At 41.6% G+C, this 16,481-nt stretch carries 9 protein-coding genes; 2 read left to right on the forward strand and 7 right to left on the reverse strand.

Features of this window, described 5'->3' with window-relative positions; all coding sequences use genetic code 11:
- Window positions 1-31: 31 nt before the first annotated feature.
- The 6 genes from RE317_RS10045 to RE317_RS10070 form a co-directional block, all read right to left on the reverse strand.
- Window positions 32-1,567 (reverse strand): RagB/SusD family nutrient uptake outer membrane protein, encoded by a 1,536-nt coding sequence (locus tag RE317_RS10045; protein WP_005845681.1) that lies wholly within the window; start codon window positions 1,565-1,567, stop codon window positions 32-34.
- A gap of 20 nt (window positions 1,568-1,587) precedes the next feature.
- The gene (locus RE317_RS10050; protein ID WP_032951797.1) at window positions 1,588-5,004 is read right to left on the reverse strand and encodes a TonB-dependent receptor; all 3,417 of its coding nucleotides are present in this window, start codon (window positions 5,002-5,004) and stop codon (window positions 1,588-1,590) included.
- 144 nt (window positions 5,005-5,148) lie between these two features.
- Window positions 5,149-6,135, reverse strand: a complete 987-nt coding sequence (locus RE317_RS10055) for a FecR family protein (RefSeq protein WP_005845685.1) — start codon at window positions 6,133-6,135, stop codon at window positions 5,149-5,151.
- Between the two features lie 129 nt (window positions 6,136-6,264).
- Window positions 6,265-6,846 (reverse strand): RNA polymerase sigma-70 factor, encoded by a 582-nt coding sequence (locus RE317_RS10060; RefSeq protein ID WP_005852999.1) that lies wholly within the window; start codon window positions 6,844-6,846, stop codon window positions 6,265-6,267.
- Window positions 6,847-6,885: 39 nt separating this feature from the next.
- Window positions 6,886-8,520 carry an ABC-F family ATP-binding cassette domain-containing protein gene (locus tag RE317_RS10065; RefSeq protein ID WP_005845690.1) on the reverse strand — a complete coding sequence of 545 codons (1,635 nt, stop codon included), beginning with the start codon at window positions 8,518-8,520 and terminating at the stop codon, window positions 6,886-6,888.
- A 115-nt stretch (window positions 8,521-8,635) separates the two neighbouring features.
- A complete protein-coding gene (locus RE317_RS10070) occupies window positions 8,636-10,306 on the reverse strand; it encodes a putative transporter (RefSeq protein WP_005845692.1) in 1,671 nt (556 codons plus the stop codon).
- Between the two features lie 285 nt (window positions 10,307-10,591).
- Between RE317_RS10070 and mutA the strand changes: the two genes are divergently transcribed.
- On the forward strand, window positions 10,592-12,502 hold the full coding sequence (mutA, locus tag RE317_RS10075) for a methylmalonyl-CoA mutase small subunit (RefSeq protein WP_005845694.1): 1,911 nt from the start codon (window positions 10,592-10,594) through the stop codon (window positions 12,500-12,502).
- Between the two features lie 9 nt (window positions 12,503-12,511).
- On the forward strand, window positions 12,512-14,662 hold the full coding sequence (gene scpA / locus RE317_RS10080) for a methylmalonyl-CoA mutase (protein ID WP_005845696.1): 2,151 nt from the start codon (window positions 12,512-12,514) through the stop codon (window positions 14,660-14,662).
- Between the two features lie 322 nt (window positions 14,663-14,984).
- Here scpA and RE317_RS10085 read toward each other — a convergent pair whose 3' ends face one another.
- A complete protein-coding gene (locus tag RE317_RS10085) occupies window positions 14,985-16,475 on the reverse strand; it encodes a RagB/SusD family nutrient uptake outer membrane protein (RefSeq protein WP_008670757.1) in 1,491 nt (496 codons plus the stop codon).
- Between the last annotated feature and the right edge of the window lie 6 nt (window positions 16,476-16,481).

Below are 16,481 nucleotides of genomic sequence, written 5' to 3' on the forward strand. Positions count from 1 at the left end.
AAACGGTTCTTCCAAAATTATACAAACAAGATTACTTGCTATAGTTCGGATTCTGCTCCCAATCGGGATTCAACAGAAATTCACTATGAGGAATAGGAAACAACTGGTGCTTGGTATCTACATAATTCTCAACAAACGGTTTATTGTGAGCTTTCAGCGTTTCTTCTACAATACCCCAGCGAACCAAGTCATACCAGCGCGAACCTTCCAATGCCAGCTCGCAAGGACGTTCTTTGTCTTGCAGATGTTTCAAGACTTCGGCTTTACTCATGGTAAGCGGCAATGCCGGTACATTGACACGTGCACGAACCTTATTTATTATGTTAATGGCCTCTGTTGTTTCACCCTTGTCATTTAGACATTCTGCATAAAGCAACAATACATCGGCATAACGGATAACGGAAACATTAAAGAAACTATAGTCCCAATAATCACTCATACCCTCGGTATAAGTAACATATTTGTGCCAGAAGATTTCTCCTTCTTTGTGGTAATCCTTAAAGGATTTTCCATTCTTATAATAAAAGGGACGACACTCGGGATCGTCAAAAATAAGCGTATGAAGTGCACGGTCGCTAGACTTACCGTCTATAGTCTTATCAGCCAATAACGTCTGACACATCCAATCCGTAGGATAAGCTTCTTCATATGCATCCAGCCCAGCCATAGGTCCCAAATGAACAGTAAACAAGTTATATTCATACTGTCCGCCTGAACGGTCTCCGGTAAACTGAATCTCAAAAAGAGACTCTTTATTGTTCTTGTGCATACCGTCAAAATTATCAGCCCAATTCTCCATCAAGCCAAAAAGACTTCCTTCTTTATCAATGATTTTCTTGAACTCAACTTCGGCTTTACCCAATTCTTTGCGGAACATATAGAACTTACCCAAAAGGGCTGCTGCCGTATAACGCGTGACACGTCCTTTTTCACTTTCCTCATAACTTTCGGGAAGGTCGCTCTGTACTTCTTTCAGTTCAGTCTCAATCAGACTTACCAGTTCTCCCGGATTGGCTTGTGGCGGATAGAACTCTTCATCCGTACCTGCCAATGCCTCCTTATAAATAGGAACTCTCTCGCCAAAATTCACATACAAACGATAATAAAAGTAAGCACGCAAAAAACGGGCTTCGGCTATAGACTGCTTCTTCAAGGCATTGAGTGATTCCGAGTCACCAGGTACAGTGGGAATGTTGGTCAAACATTGATTGGCATAATTAATACCTTTATACAAATTAGTCCACTCCGTCTTGACTACGGAGTTAGTGGGTTCCACATTGAATGATGAAATATTCATCCAACTCGTCACATCATCTCTGTGGGTAATCTCATCACTTCTGTATCCGTCTATTACTATGTAGCGTTCAAACGGTATCGCCCAAGATGCATTCGGCTGCAACGCTCCGTATACACTAGTCAATCCTTTCATAATATCCCCTTCACTTTTCCAGAAAATACCAGGTGATAAAGCATTGGGATTAGAGTCTTCATCCAAGAAATCTGTGCAAGAGGAAAAAGACATTCCGCTCAGAAGAGCTGCATATAATAATATGTTTTTGAATTTCATAATCTTCGTATTAAATTTAATTAGAAACCGAATTTAAGACCCATCATAAAGTCACGACTCAAAGGAATGGCTGCATAGTCATATCCCATCTGTCCGACTGAAGAACCGGTTGAAGGATCATATCCTTTGTAGTTGGTAATAGTGAACAAACGGGTAGCGCCTACATAAATACGCAGGTTACTCAAGCCCATTTTCTTACAATATTTAACCGGCAGATTATAACCTATCTGCAAGTTATTCAGACGCAGATAGTCACCATTCTCCACAAAACGGGTGGAAGTACGAGAGTTCTTATTAGGGTCACCAGACACGGCACGTGGAATATCAGTATCAGGATTTTCAGGTGTCCAAGCATTCAAGGCATTCTTACCATAGTTGAACACATGGTCCATACGCTCCAACTGATATTTAGTATAGTTATAACGCTTAGCACCAAAGTCACCGTAGAAATTGGCTACCAAATCAAAGTCTTTATAAGCCAAGTTAATGTTGAATCCCAATGACACCTTCGGTGTACCACTACCCACTTTCACGCGGTCGTTTGTATCAAGCATACCATCTCCATTCTGATCTATGAAACGGATATCACCCGGCTTAGCCACAGGCTGCAGAGGCTGCCAGTTGCCGTTTTGATCCTTATAGCCATGAGCTGTGTTCCATTCGTCCACTTCTGCTTGATTTTGGAAGATTCCGGCAGTTTGATATACCCAGAATTCACCGATTTCACCACCTACATAAGTACGCAAAGCACCGTATTCATAGAGATAGTCAGGATTGGCCATAGATTTCAACACACTTTTATAATGAGATAAATTCAAATCCAAATCATACTTCAATCCTCCGGCTTTGCCATGATAAATGGCTTGCATTTCAAAACCGGTTGTGCGCAACTTACCATCGTTCACCAAGATAGAAGAATTATAGCCGGTAGCTAAACTGATGTTACGGCTAGAAAGCATATCCCTGGTGTTCTTAATATAAGCTTCCGCAGAAAGCTCCAGTTTATTGTTCCATAAACTAATGTCTACACCGATATTCTTATACACCGTCGTTTCCCACTTGATGTTACTGGATGGAAAAGCTGTAATGGCATATCCCATGGAAGTTTCACGACCATCAAAAGGATAGTTCAATGCATGGGTATTGTAGCTCAAAGTAGGAATATATCGATAAAGACCTATGTTCTGATTACCCAAAGCACCGTAGCTCAAACGGAGTTTAAACATGGAAACAGTTTCTTTCAAATTTTCCCAAAATGGTTCATTAGCAATGTTCCAGCCCAATGATACAGAAGGGAAGAACCCCCACTTGTTACCTTTAGCAAAACGTGAAGAGCCATCATAACGGAAAGAAGCCATAATCATATAACGCATCATGTAGTTGTAGTTCACACGGCCAAAGAGAGAACGGAGGGCACTGCGGGTCTTGGTACCACCTACAGAATAGTTACTTTTAGCATGTCCCATCAAGCTCATACTGTTATTCTCAAAATCAGAACCGGAAGCACTAAGGTCTTCATACTTATTTTCTTCCTGAGAAAGTCCCAATAAAAGAGAAAGATTGTGTATTTCAGCAATGGTCTTGTCATAATTAGCAGTCAATTCCAACAAATCGTTGGTTGTCTGCGAACGTGATTCAGATAAACTAGCCATCGTGTTTCGTTTGGCCGCCCCAATCTCATAGGTAGGTGTAAAAAGACGAGATTTGCTAAAGTACATATTACGGCTGGCATTGAATTTCACGATAAGCCCTTTAATCGGCTCGTACTGCAAATAGCCGGAAGCTGCGATATAATCGGTAGAGCTTGTATTATCAATCAATTTATTAAAAGCAACCTGATTACCGGCATCAGACATACCCATACCAGAGATGGCACCACCATAACCACCATCGTTGTTCTCATCATAAAGGAACGCTAACGGCTCCATATTCGTCACCTGATAAATGGAAGAGAAACCCGAATTGGATTCCAAATCGGCCGACCAACGGCTATAGCTTACAGATTCACCCATTTTAAACTTACCACGGGTAACATCAGAGTTTAAACGGAAACCGAACTTTTCATCTCCGGTAGCAATAGTCACACCGTCCGTCTTACTATAGAAAGCAGAAAGAGACACATTGGAATTAGCACTACCTGCCGTATAACCAATGTTATATTTTTGTGTAAAACCACGTTGATAATACTCTTTCTGCCAATCAGTATCAGCAAACTGACTCGGGTCTCTCTCGTACTCGCTGATATATTTAGGCCAGCGGCTTTCATCCGTACCTGCATTTATTAATGCCATCTTACGTACTTTAATAAACTCAGCTGAATTACAAACTTCCAGACGCTTCGGCATGGCACTCAACCCCCAATAACCGGAAAAAGTAATCTTCGGAGCTGAATTCATCGTACCACGATGTGTTTCAATCAAAATAACACCAGCTGCCGAACGTGAACCATAGATAGCGGCAGTAGCAGCATCTTTCAATACGGAAATCGATTTAATATCTTCAGGATTAAGATAAGACATATTACCCGGAACACCATCGATAATCACTAGTGGACCGTTACTTTCACTGTTCTCGCCATCATCATCTTTCCAAGAAGTCACACCGCGTACCTGCAAAGTGGCAGAAGAACCGGCAGCACCACTGCCAAAGTTTACCGACAAACCCGGAGCCATACCTTGCAATGCCATCTCTGCATTTGCAGTAGGAATCTTAGACAGTTTATCACCCGATACTGATGTTACCGAACCTGAAACATCAGACTTTTTCTGTGTACCATAACCAATTACAACCACCTCATCCAATGTCTTGGTATCTTCTATTAATACAATTTTTATAGTAGACTGATTACCTATTTTCACGGTCTTTGTGGTATAACCTACATAAGAAACAATCAATTCAGTTCCCTTACCGATAGATAAAGTAAAACGACCATCCAAATCAGTAATCGTACCGTTTGTAGTACCTTTTTCCAATACACTGGCACCAATGATAGGTTCACCCTGCTCATCGGCTACAATACCGTTTATAGATTTCTGTTGTTTCACAGCTTCTACTTCGGGAGTTGCTTGCTTATATAATACAATATGACGATTTTCTATTTTATAATCGATACCTGATTTTGAAAATAACCGATCTAAAATTTGGTTAATCGTTTTATTTTCTACTTTAATGGATACTTTTCTATTGACATTGACTTGATTCAGATTATAGGTAAAATAGAAATTTCCTTTTTTCTCAATAGCATTAATCACGTCATGCACCGTAGTATTTTCCATGTCCAAAGACATCTTCACATTCTGTGAATAAGCGATGCCTGCCCAACACGGGACAGTTCCCAATAATAGAAAAAGAACAAAGAATTTCATAATTAACAATGTTTTTCGTAGCCATAGTGATTTTTGCTCACCCAATGGCGTGCATTTCATAATATTATCCATACATTTGTAATTGATTAGTTTGTAATAAATTATAAGGTTACTCATTAATCCGGGTCGAAAGATGGTGGTGCGTCTTCGACCCTTCATTTTTTGCAAAGGTTTTACTTCATAGGCATCCGTTGTTTTTCAAAGTTTCACATACTGTTATTTTTTATATAGGTATACCGTTTTCTTTTCAATTCTATAATCCACCCGTCTGGTTTCTTTCAACAATTCCATCGCCTGGGCTATGGTCAAGTCTTTCCTAAAATGGCAAGTGAAATATTCTTCAACCAGCGAACTATCCATAATCCTGATTTTCACATCATACCGACGTTCTATAACCTTTGCCATTTCTTTCAAAGTCTTATTGTCGAATCTCAGGTCACCAGTAGTCCAACTATCCACATTTGCCTGCGCCGAATTCCTTATTAACACCAAGCCATCACTAACGGTGTAATATACCTGGTCATTGGGCGACATTCTTTCCTTACTTCTGTCATCTAAGGTTGATACTTCTACCGAACCTTCTTTCAAAGTAATCCAACTCGGTTCATCCAAATAGGCTTTTGCATTAAATTTTGTACCCAACACCCTGATATTCAACATCGGCAATTTCACCGTAAACGGACATTTGGGATTATGTGCCACCTCAAAATAGCCCTCTCCTTCCAATGTGACCGTTCTATATTTTTCCGAGAACTTAGCCGGATAAGAAAAACGGCTCTCAGCGTTCAGCCAGACTGTTGTCCCGTCACTCAGCAATAAAGAAACCCGTTGGCCTTTCGGAACCACTACCGTATTGTATGCTTCCGGTTCCTCTTTCGTGATATAGAACAAGTTTGTCGCAAAAAGACAAACAGCAACCAACACAGCCGCATACTTCCACCATTCCCTGACGGTAAATCTCTGTATCGGTTTCTCTCTTTTCTCTATCTGCCCACTCAAGCCAAGTTGTCTGCTCAGTTGCCGATAAGCTTCATCCATACGTCCTTTATCCGAAAAACGCATTTCAGCTTTCAGTCCCCAGATTTGCTCCAGCTCAAATAAACGCTGACGGTTATCTTTCTCTTTCAACCACTCTAAAATCTCTTTTTCTTCGGTTGCAGTACAATGCTTATTGATATATCGAATTAAAATTTCGTCCTTCATTTACTTTCTTTATTGTCTTTCATTATTAAGACAATTAACCTAGAAGGAACTACGGGGTTAAAAAGAAAAAAAAATGCTTTTTTTGCATTTTATTTTTTACAGACTCCAGAAAAAGCCTGCATGAAGGTATTAACGAAGCAAAAACAACAGACAGAACAATACCTCCTTCAAATCCTCTCTCAAGAATTTTGTGGCTTTCTGTACATGTTCTTCCACCGTACGGGATGAAATATGCATAGCCTCCGCTATCTCTTTATAAGTCATCTCTTTAAAGTAAGACAATTCGAAAGCCTGACGACATTTAGGAGGTAATTTAGAGATGGAAGCTTTCAACAATTTCCGGATATCACGCTCAACCACCTCATTCCACAATTCGTTGGCGTCCGATCCTGCCAGCTGAAAGGCCATGCGTTCTTCCGCCAGACGTACCTCCTCCTCATGCCCCAGCACAACAGCTTGGTGCTTCAGATAATTCAGGCAATTATTCTGTGTGCATTTATAAAGGAAAGAATGAATGGCATTGGGTATCAAAGCGGACTTCTGCTCCCAATACATGACAAAGACACTTTGTACAATATCTTCGGCAATATGTTCAGGCACAAAACGGCAAGCTACAGACATCAGACGAGGATAGAAAAGATTAAAAAGAAGACGAAACTCCGTCTCGTCTCCTTTTTGTACTTTATTTATATCTATAGAAATTGTTTGCATCTCCACATCCAATCCAAAGTTAACAGATACAAAGCTAATTTATTTTTCCAACTCCTGCAAACTTTCCATTTTCTTTGTTTCCAGGAACTCATAGATACCACAAAGATGTTCTTTTACCTTTTTATTCCCAAATTCATACACTTTCGTCACTAATCCGTCCAAAAAGTCACGATCATGAGATACAACAATCAATGTACCGTCAAAATCCATCAAAGCTTGTTTCAGGATATCTTTGGTTTTCATATCCAAGTGATTGGTAGGCTCATCTAAAATCAACAGATTCACCGGTTCTAACAATAGTTTGATCATGGCAAGACGAGTACGTTCTCCACCACTGAGCACTTTCACCTTCTTCATGGAAGCTTCGGGGCCGCCAAACATAAATGCACCCAGCAAGTCTCGTATTTTATTACGGATCTCCCCTTTCGCCACATCATCTATCGTTTGAAAGACCGTGAGGTTCTCGTCCAACAAAGAGGCTTGATTCTGAGCAAAATAACCAATCTGCACATTGTGTCCCAGCGTCAAAGTCCCTTCATGCTCTATCTCACGCATGATACATTTTACCAAAGTAGACTTACCTTCACCGTTCTTGCCCACAAAAGCCACTTTATCCCCTCTCTCGATGGTCAATGAGGCATTCTTGAAAACCACATGATCACCATAGGTCTTTCCTACCCCGTCCATAATGACCGGGTAATTTCCACTTCGCGGAGAAGGCGGGAATTTCAACCGCAATGCTGAGGTATCTTCTTCGTCCACTTCAACCAATTCTAATTTCTCAAGCATCTTCACACGGCTCTGCACTTGCAAAGTTTTGCTATAAGTTCCTTTGAACCGTTCTATGAAATCCTTGGTTTCCTGTATCATCTTCTGCTGCTCCTCATATTGCTTCATCTGTTGCTCGCGACGTTCTTTACGCAATATCAGATATTGGGAGTAATTCACTTTATAATCATAGATACGTCCCATCGTTACTTCAATGGTACGGGTCGTGATATTATCTACAAATTTACGGTCGTGGCTGATGACAATTACCGCTTTGGCACTATTGACCAAGAAATCCTCCAACCACTGGATGGATTCAATATCAAGATGGTTGGTGGGCTCATCCAACAATAATACATCCGGATTCTGGAGCAATAATTTAGCTAACTCAATACGCATACGCCAGCCACCGCTGAAATCACTGGTAGGGCGATTGAAGTCCTCACGCATAAAACCAAGTCCCAGCAAAGCCTTTTCCACATCTTCTTCAAAATGGGTAAGATCAATGGAATAAAACTTCTCACTCATGGCAGAAACCTTCTCGATTAACTCCATATATGAATCACTTTCATAATCGGTACGTGTTTCAAGTTCCTTATTTATGGCTTCTATTTCTGCCTCCATAGCATGAAGATGCGCGAATGCCTGAGAAGCTTCCTCGAATACAGTACGCCCATCCTCTGTCATCAGATGCTGGGGAAGATAAGCTATCACACAATCCTTAGGAGCCGACACCTTTCCACGACTAGGTTGCCGCACACCAGCCAAGATCTTTAATAAGGTAGACTTGCCCGCACCATTTTTCCCCATCAAGGCAATACGGTCTTTCTCATTTATCTGAAAAGATATGTCACTAAACAAGGTGGTACCGCCAAACTCAACGGTCAATCCATCTACTGAAATCATATTTATTCTTTTAATCAGCAAGAGGGTGCGTCAAAAAAATGATTCAAGCTACCATTTTTTTGACACCCCCTCCTACAAGTTTTATACTTTATTGTTTTTATACTTTTTACCAATATCAGCTTGCCAATATTAATATCAATAATTGGGCAGTCAGAATACGAAGGAACATGGACACCGGATACACAGTAGAATAACCTACCGCCGGAGCATTATTACCTGCTGTCTGATTAGAATACGCCAATGCGGGGGGATCTGTGTTACTACCTGCAATAAGCCCCATCAACATGAAATAATTCATCTTGTAATGCCAGCGTGCAACCGCTCCCATTATTAATAAAGGTATAACTGTAATAAGGAAACCACAACCCACATACAACAAACCATCTCCATCGACAACCGTATTCACAAAATTCGCACCAGCCTTTATCCCCACACTGGCAAGGAACAAAGCAATACCAATTTCACGCAACATCAAATTGGCACTCATAGTGGTATAAGTCACTAATTTCAATTTATATCCGAAACGACCTATCAAAATAGATACAATCAACGGACCACCGGCCAAACCCAATTTTACCGGAGTAGGAATACCTGGAAACGCAATAGGCAGACTACCAAAGAAAATACCCAGGAAAATACCCACAAAAATAGTCACGATATTAGGATGATCCAAACGTTTCAATGAGTTACCCATCAAATTGGCAACACGTTCCACCGCATCCTGAGGACCTACCACCATTACACGGTCACCTACCTGCAAGGTCAAGTTACGTGAAGCGAAAATATCCATACCTGAACGGTTGACACGGGTCACATTCACACCATACATACTACTGAAATGAAACTCACCCAATTGCTTACCATTCATTTTAGGTTGTGTAATCAAAATACGGCGGGATACCATCGGAGTATCCTGCTTTTCCCAATCCACTTCAATTTTAGGACCGATAAAAGCAATAATGGCTTCCGCATCGTCCTCTGCACAAACCACAAACAACTGATCACCAAGATGGAAGACTGTATCACGATTAGGAATACTGACATGACCGTTCTGCAATATACGTGAACAAACAAAGTCACGCCCCATGAAGTCTCTGACCTGAAGCAACGTTTTTCCTGCCAACGCCTCATTATGTACTTCCAGGTGCATCATACGAGGAGTCAGATGAGGATTTGCAGCTTCTTCTTTAGCGATATCCTCTTCCTCCTTTTTCAAATTAATCCGGCAAATGTAGCGGATAGCAATAATGGAACCAATGATACCCAGCACTCCCAACGGATAAGCGCATGCATATCCCATCGCTATCTGCGGGCCACTGTAATTCAGCTGGCTCAACGCTTCGTTGGCAGCACCCAGTCCCGGCGTGTTCGTTACGGCACCACAAAGAATACCCACCATCATAGGCAGCTCTATCCGGCCGTTCAAACCATAATACAAAGCCACTGCCACGGCAATGTTCAATGCGACAATCCCCATTGCCACTAGATTCATAGCAATCCCTCCTTTCTTAAAGGAAGAGAAAAAAGAAGGACCTACCTGAAGTCCGATACAAAACACGAACAATATCAGTCCGAAATCCTGTAAAAATGTAAGTATCTGTGTATTCCCCGTTAAGCCGAAATGTCCGCAGACAATACCGGTAAACAAAACAAAAGTAACACCTAACGATACCCCGAAAAATTTAATTTTTCCCAGCAACACTCCTACTGCAATCACAAAGGAATAAAGCAGCACGATATGCGCTATTGAGTTTTCATCAAATAATAGATTTTGTAACCAGTCCATGATATAATACTATGTTTTTATAAATTGCCGCAAAATTAATGAATTCCCCTCACTCAGCCCAACAATTTGAAAACTATTATTTCATGATTCCTATTTATTTTGCAATATCCACTTTGCAATAAGAACATCTTTTATTTTCGTCACTTAACAAAATGACAGAAACCTCTCTTTCTCCTTTATGAAAATAGCTAAAAAAAGGATTCTATTTAAAAGGTTTTAGTATATTTGCCCATACTATTGAAAAAGTATGTGATATAATTCTTAAATATTAATACCGAATAAACTATGGCAGATAGTAAAGAGAAACTCTTTTCGGACTTCCCAGCCGTTTCTACGGAACAGTGGATGGAAAAGATTACAGCAGACTTGAAAGGCGCTGATTTTGAAAAGAAATTGGTTTGGAGAACCAACGAAGGTTTTAAAGTAAAACCATTTTATCGCCAGGAAGATCTGGAAGGTTTGAAAACAACTGAAGGACTACCCGGAGAATTCCCCTATGTAAGAGGCACGAAGAAAAACGACAATACTTGGTTCGTGCGTCAGGAAATCAAAGTAGAATGCCCTAAAGAGGCTAATGCTAAAGCACTGGATATTTTGAACAAAGGTGTTGACTCATTGGGATTCTACGTAAAGAAGAAAGACCTCAGTCCTGAATATATCGAAACATTATTGAATGATATCTGTGCGGAATGCATTGAGTTAAACTTCTCCACTTGCCAAGGACATACGGTGGAATTAGCCAAATTATTGGTTGCTTACTTCCAAAAGAAAGGATACGACCTGACCAAGTTGCAAGGCTCCGTCAACTATGACCCTATGGGTAAAATGATGGTAAAAGGCAAAGACCTTAGCAATTTCATCACTACTGCCAAAGAATTGGTAGAAGTACTGGCTCCGCTACCTAAATTCCGTTGTATCTGTGTCAATGCGATAGAACTGAACAATGCCGGATCTTATATTTCACAAGAACTGGGCTATGCATTGGCTTGGGGTAACGAATATCTGAGCAAGCTGGTAGAAGCAGGAGTTCCTGCCGCACTGGCTGCCAAGAAAATAAAATTCAATTTCGGCATCAGTTCCAACTATTTTCTAGAAATTGCCAAGTTCCGCGCAGCACGTATGTTATGGGCGGACATCGTAAAAGAATATCATCCTCAATGCAACCGCCAGCCCGAATGTCCGAACAAAGCGGAAGACGGTACTTGTCTCTGTGCCTGCAAAATGGTGGCACATGCTGAAACATCCACTTTCAACCTGACTTTGTTTGATGCACATGTAAACCTGCTCCGCACTCAAACCGAAGCGATGAGTGCCGCCTTGGCAGGAGTCAACTCCATCACCGTAACCCCGTTTGACAAGACTTACGAAACTCCGGACGACTTCTCTGAACGTATCGCCCGTAACCAACAGTTATTGCTAAAAGAAGAATGTCATTTCAACAAAGTAGTTGACCCCGCCGCGGGTTCTTACTTTATTGAAAATTTAACAATTTCTATTGCCACACAGGCATGGGAATTATTCTTGAAAGTAGAAGACGAAGGAGGAATGCTGGAAGCAGTAAAAGCAGGAAAAGTACAGGAAGCGATCAACGCAAGCAACAAGGCCCGCCACGATTCCGTTTCAAAACGCAAAGAAATTCTACTGGGTACCAACCAATATCCTAACTTCAATGAAAAAGCAGGCGAAAAGGCTCCTGTAGAAGCCAAATGTTGTTGTGGAGGTAATCATGACAGCTGTGAAAAGCCGTTTGCCACATTAAACTTCGACCGTGCTGCCAGCCAGTTTGAAGCACTTCGTTTGCAGACAGAGAAATCCGGCAAACGTCCGAAAGCATTTATGCTGACTATCGGTAATCTGGCCATGCGTCAAGCACGTGCCCAATTCTCATGCAACTTCCTGGCTTGTGCCGGTTACGAAGTAATCGACAATTTGGGCTTCCCCACAGTAGAGGCCGGTGTCGAAGCAGCTATGAAAGCCGGTGCAGACATCGTAGTTATCTGTTCCAGCGATGATGAATACGCAGAATATGCTATTCCTGCATTCAAGGCATTGGACGGACGAGCTATTTTCATTGTTGCAGGTGCTCCTGCTTGTATGGAAGAGCTGAAAGCCGCAGGCATCGAAAACTTTATCCATGTACGTGTCAACGTATTGGACACATTGAAAGAATACAACGCTAAGTTAGGAATTAAGTAAGGAAGAACAATGAAACCGAATTTTAAAAATATAGATATATATGCCGGATTTCAACCTCAGAATGGTATGGAATGGCAAAAAGAAAATGGCATCACCGCCGACTGGAAAACGCCGGAACACATCAATGTGAAGCCTGTTTACACTAAAGAAGATTTGGAAGGCATGGAGCACTTGAACTATGTAGCAGGTATTCCTCCTTATCTTCGCGGCCCGTACTCCATGATGTACACTTTCCGTCCTTGGACTATCCGCCAATACGCAGGTTTCTCCACTGCCGAAGAAAGTAATGCATTCTATCGCCGTAATTTGGCATCAGGCCAGAAAGGCTTGTCTGTCGCATTCGACCTTCCGACACACCGCGGCTATGACCCCGACCATGAACGTGTAGTAGGTGACGTAGGTAAGGCAGGCGTGTCTATTTGCTCATTGGAAAATATGAAAGTTTTGTTCGATGGTATTCCTTTGAACAAGATGTCTGTTTCCATGACCATGAATGGTGCCGTACTTCCCATCATGGCATTCTATATCAATGCAGGTTTGGAACAGGGAGCCAAATTGGAAGAAATGGCCGGAACCATCCAGAATGATATCTTAAAAGAGTTTATGGTGCGTAACACTTATATTTATCCACCTGCCTTTTCCATGAAGATCATCTCTGACATATTTGAATATACCTCACAAAAAATGCCTAAGTTCAATTCCATCTCCATCTCGGGCTACCACATGCAGGAAGCAGGTGCCACAGCAGATATTGAATTGGCTTATACACTGGCTGACGGTTTGGAATATCTTCGGGCCGGAGTAGCCGCAGGTATAGACATCGATGCATTCGCTCCGCGTCTGTCATTCTTCTGGGCTATCGGCATGAATCATTTTATGGAAATTGCCAAAATGCGTGCGGCACGTATGCTGTGGGCTAAAATTGTCAAGCAGTTCAACCCGAAGAATCCGAAATCACTGGCATTGCGTACCCATTCCCAGACTTCGGGCTGGTCATTGACGGAGCAAGATCCGTTCAACAATGTAGGTCGTACTTGTATTGAAGCCATGGCAGCAGCATTGGGACACACCCAGTCACTGCACACCAACGCATTGGATGAGGCAATTGCATTGCCCACCGACTTCTCTGCACGTATCGCACGTAATACTCAGATTTATATTCAGGAAGAAACATATGTTTGCAAGAACGTGGACCCATGGGGTGGTTCTTACTATGTAGAATCTTTAACTAACGAACTGGCTCACAAGGCTTGGGAACATATTCAGGAAATTGAAAGCTTGGGCGGTATGGCGAAAGCTATCGAAACCGGAGTACCCAAAATGCGTATTGAAGAAGCTGCGGCACGTACTCAGGCCCGTATCGACTCCGGTGCCCAAACAATTGTCGGCACTAACAAATATCGTTTGGAAAAAGAGGATCCTATCGATATCCTTGAAGTAGACAATACAGCTGTACGTTTGGAACAAATTGAAAATCTGAAGCGTTTGAAAGAAGGCCGCAATCAAGCAGAAGTAGACAAAGCTTTGGCAGCCATCACCGAATGTGTAAAGACAGGTAAAGGCAATTTGCTGGAACTGGCTGTAGAGGCAGCTCATGTCCGTGCTACCTTGGGCGAGATTTCGGATGCTTGTGAAACAATTGTAGGACGTTATAAAGCAGTAATCAGAACTATATCAGGCGTGTACTCATCAGAAAGTAAAAAGGATACAGACTTCGCAAGAGCTTGCGAACTGACCGAAGAATTTGCAAAGAAGGAAGGCCGCCGTCCGCGTATCATGATTGCCAAGATGGGACAGGACGGACACGACCGTGGTGCAAAAGTAGTTGCAACAGGTTATGCCGACTGTGGTTTCGACGTAGATATGGGACCGTTGTTCCAAACTCCTGCCGAAGCTGCTCGTGACGCAGTGGAAAACGACGTTCATGTAGTAGGTGTTTCTTCATTGGCTGCCGGACACAAGACACTGATCCCGCAGATTATTGAAGAATTAAAGAAATTAGGTCGTGAAGATATTTTGGTCATCGCCGGTGGTGTTATCCCCGCTCAAGACTATGACTTCTTATACAAGGCAGGTGTTGTAGCAATTTTCGGCCCCGGAACCTCTGTTGCCAAAGCAGCAGTTCAGATTATGGACATTTTACTGGACGAAGAGGAATAAGCTTTTTCACCTGAATAGTTTATCATTTTAAACAATAGTAAAGAATCTGTTTACACTTATTTCGTGTTTACAGGTTCTTTACTTTATTCAAGACAATGGATTATAACGATAGACCAAGGAGAAATTAAATCCATTTCTTCTAAATTACCAAAAAACATCAACAAAATTGATATTAGACAACCCTAGTAATACAAAAAGAAAACCAGAAAAGCTATCGGTCTTGTAAAACAAAAGTTATGTCAAGCAAAAAGGTGGTACAAAACTTTCAAGAAAAATTCTGCCCACCTCCTTTAAGAGAAAATTTATGTGTTAGAGAGAATTATCAATAGTTCTTCGTACAAAGTGAATTAAAGTCAGTTTCAATTTTAGGTATCTCCCACACCCAACCTTGTGCATCTTTATCCTTTTCAAGAAAAGTACAGAAAGCTATATCAAAATTTGATCCACGCTTAATAGACAAATGCAAACGTTTCAAATCATAAAAACGAAAACCTTCACCCCACAATTCCACCCGGCGACTATTCATAATTTCCTCTGCCAAAGCATCACCGATATTTCCTTTTGAAACATAAGAGGGATCGCGGGTTATCTGGAATTTAGTAAACACAGCCTGCGCCTCACTATCTTTTCCTGCACGAGCCAATGCTTCGGCCTGAGTGAGATACATTTCTGCCAAACGCATAAATGCGACATCACCTACAGCATCGGCTGTAGAACGGGCAGTAAACTTACGGTTTTGATAAGCATTCTTTGCATAACTTGATGATGGAACAGATGCTTCCCCTGTCGGATCCCACCACGCACGCCGTAAGTCTGTTTCAGACATCGTTTCATAAGCATCCACATTTATGCACTTCACTCCCTGACGAATGGCACTGGAGTTAAAGTTCCATGACATATATGCGTAATAAGAATAAAAATAGACAGTCTTATCATCGGGAGTCATTGCAGCATACATCGCTTCTTTAGTGTCCGTCGTGATATTGGCAAACCCACAATTCAACTGACTGCCAGTCATCAACCGGTGACCACCAGCTTCAGCTAAAGAAATAGATTTCCCTGCATAAACCGCCGCATTATTATAATCTTGCATGGCCAATGCTACACGTGCCTTCAATCCCCATGCCACCATCTCGCTATAATGATTGACATCATTTACTTTTATTCCACTCAAAAGTATACAAGCCTCATCCAAATCATTATTGATTTTAGCATAAACATCTTCTACGGAATTACGTGCCTGCTCTTCGGCCACAGCTTTTTCACGATAAGGAATTCCATCCTGTGTATTATCCTTGCCGGCTTCATAACGTTTTGCATAAAGCTGGACCAAATTAAAATGAGCCCAAGCACGAATACATAAAGCTTCTCCCTTTATCTGGTCAAACAATTCCTGGCTAGTTATTTCAACTTCCTCCAAACCCGCCAAAATTTTATTGGCATTCAGAATCCATTGATAATAAATCTGCCAGAACTTATAATTATAACCATTCGTTTCATTCATATTGCATTGCCATCCTAAATAGGCCGCCTTCATCCATGTATTTGTCTGCCAATTCATATCATCAGCCTCTGCATCACGTGACATCATAAAACCGGGTTCACCGCCCAGACACTGATATCCGCTTTCCTGAGAAACCATCTCTTTATGAATTCCGTTCAATGCTATATAAAGATTGTCCAACGAGGTGTTTATTGTCGTTTCTGAAACAGAGGTAGACGGAATGGTATCCAGATAATCACCGGCACAACCGGATAGAGACATTACTCCAACTGTCGCTAATCCTAATGTTATATTTTTAATTGATCTCATAATTCT

Origin of the sequence: Phocaeicola sp. GP0067, assembly GCF_031119655.1 — a bacterium.
In the GTDB taxonomy this organism is placed as follows: domain Bacteria; phylum Bacteroidota; class Bacteroidia; order Bacteroidales; family Bacteroidaceae; genus Phocaeicola; species Phocaeicola vulgatus.

Bases quoted from the DNA above. Each gene is read 5' to 3' on its own strand.
- RE317_RS10045 (WP_005845681.1), bottom strand. From the start codon at position 1,567: ATGAAATTCAAAAACATATTATTATATGCAGCTCTTCTGAGCGGAATG.
- RE317_RS10050 (WP_032951797.1), bottom strand. From the start codon at position 5,004: ATGGATAATATTATGAAATGCACGCCATTGGGTGAGCAAAAATCACTA.
- RE317_RS10055 (WP_005845685.1), bottom strand. From the start codon at position 6,135: ATGAAGGACGAAATTTTAATTCGATATATCAATAAGCATTGTACTGCA.
- RE317_RS10060 (WP_005852999.1), bottom strand. From the start codon at position 6,846: ATGCAAACAATTTCTATAGATATAAATAAAGTACAAAAAGGAGACGAG.
- RE317_RS10065 (WP_005845690.1), bottom strand. From the start codon at position 8,520: ATGATTTCAGTAGATGGATTGACCGTTGAGTTTGGCGGTACCACCTTG.
- RE317_RS10070 (WP_005845692.1), bottom strand. From the start codon at position 10,306: ATGGACTGGTTACAAAATCTATTATTTGATGAAAACTCAATAGCGCAT.
- mutA (WP_005845694.1), top strand. From the start codon at position 10,592: ATGGCAGATAGTAAAGAGAAACTCTTTTCGGACTTCCCAGCCGTTTCT.
- scpA (WP_005845696.1), top strand. From the start codon at position 12,512: ATGAAACCGAATTTTAAAAATATAGATATATATGCCGGATTTCAACCT.
- RE317_RS10085 (WP_008670757.1), bottom strand. From the start codon at position 16,475: ATGAGATCAATTAAAAATATAACATTAGGATTAGCGACAGTTGGAGTA.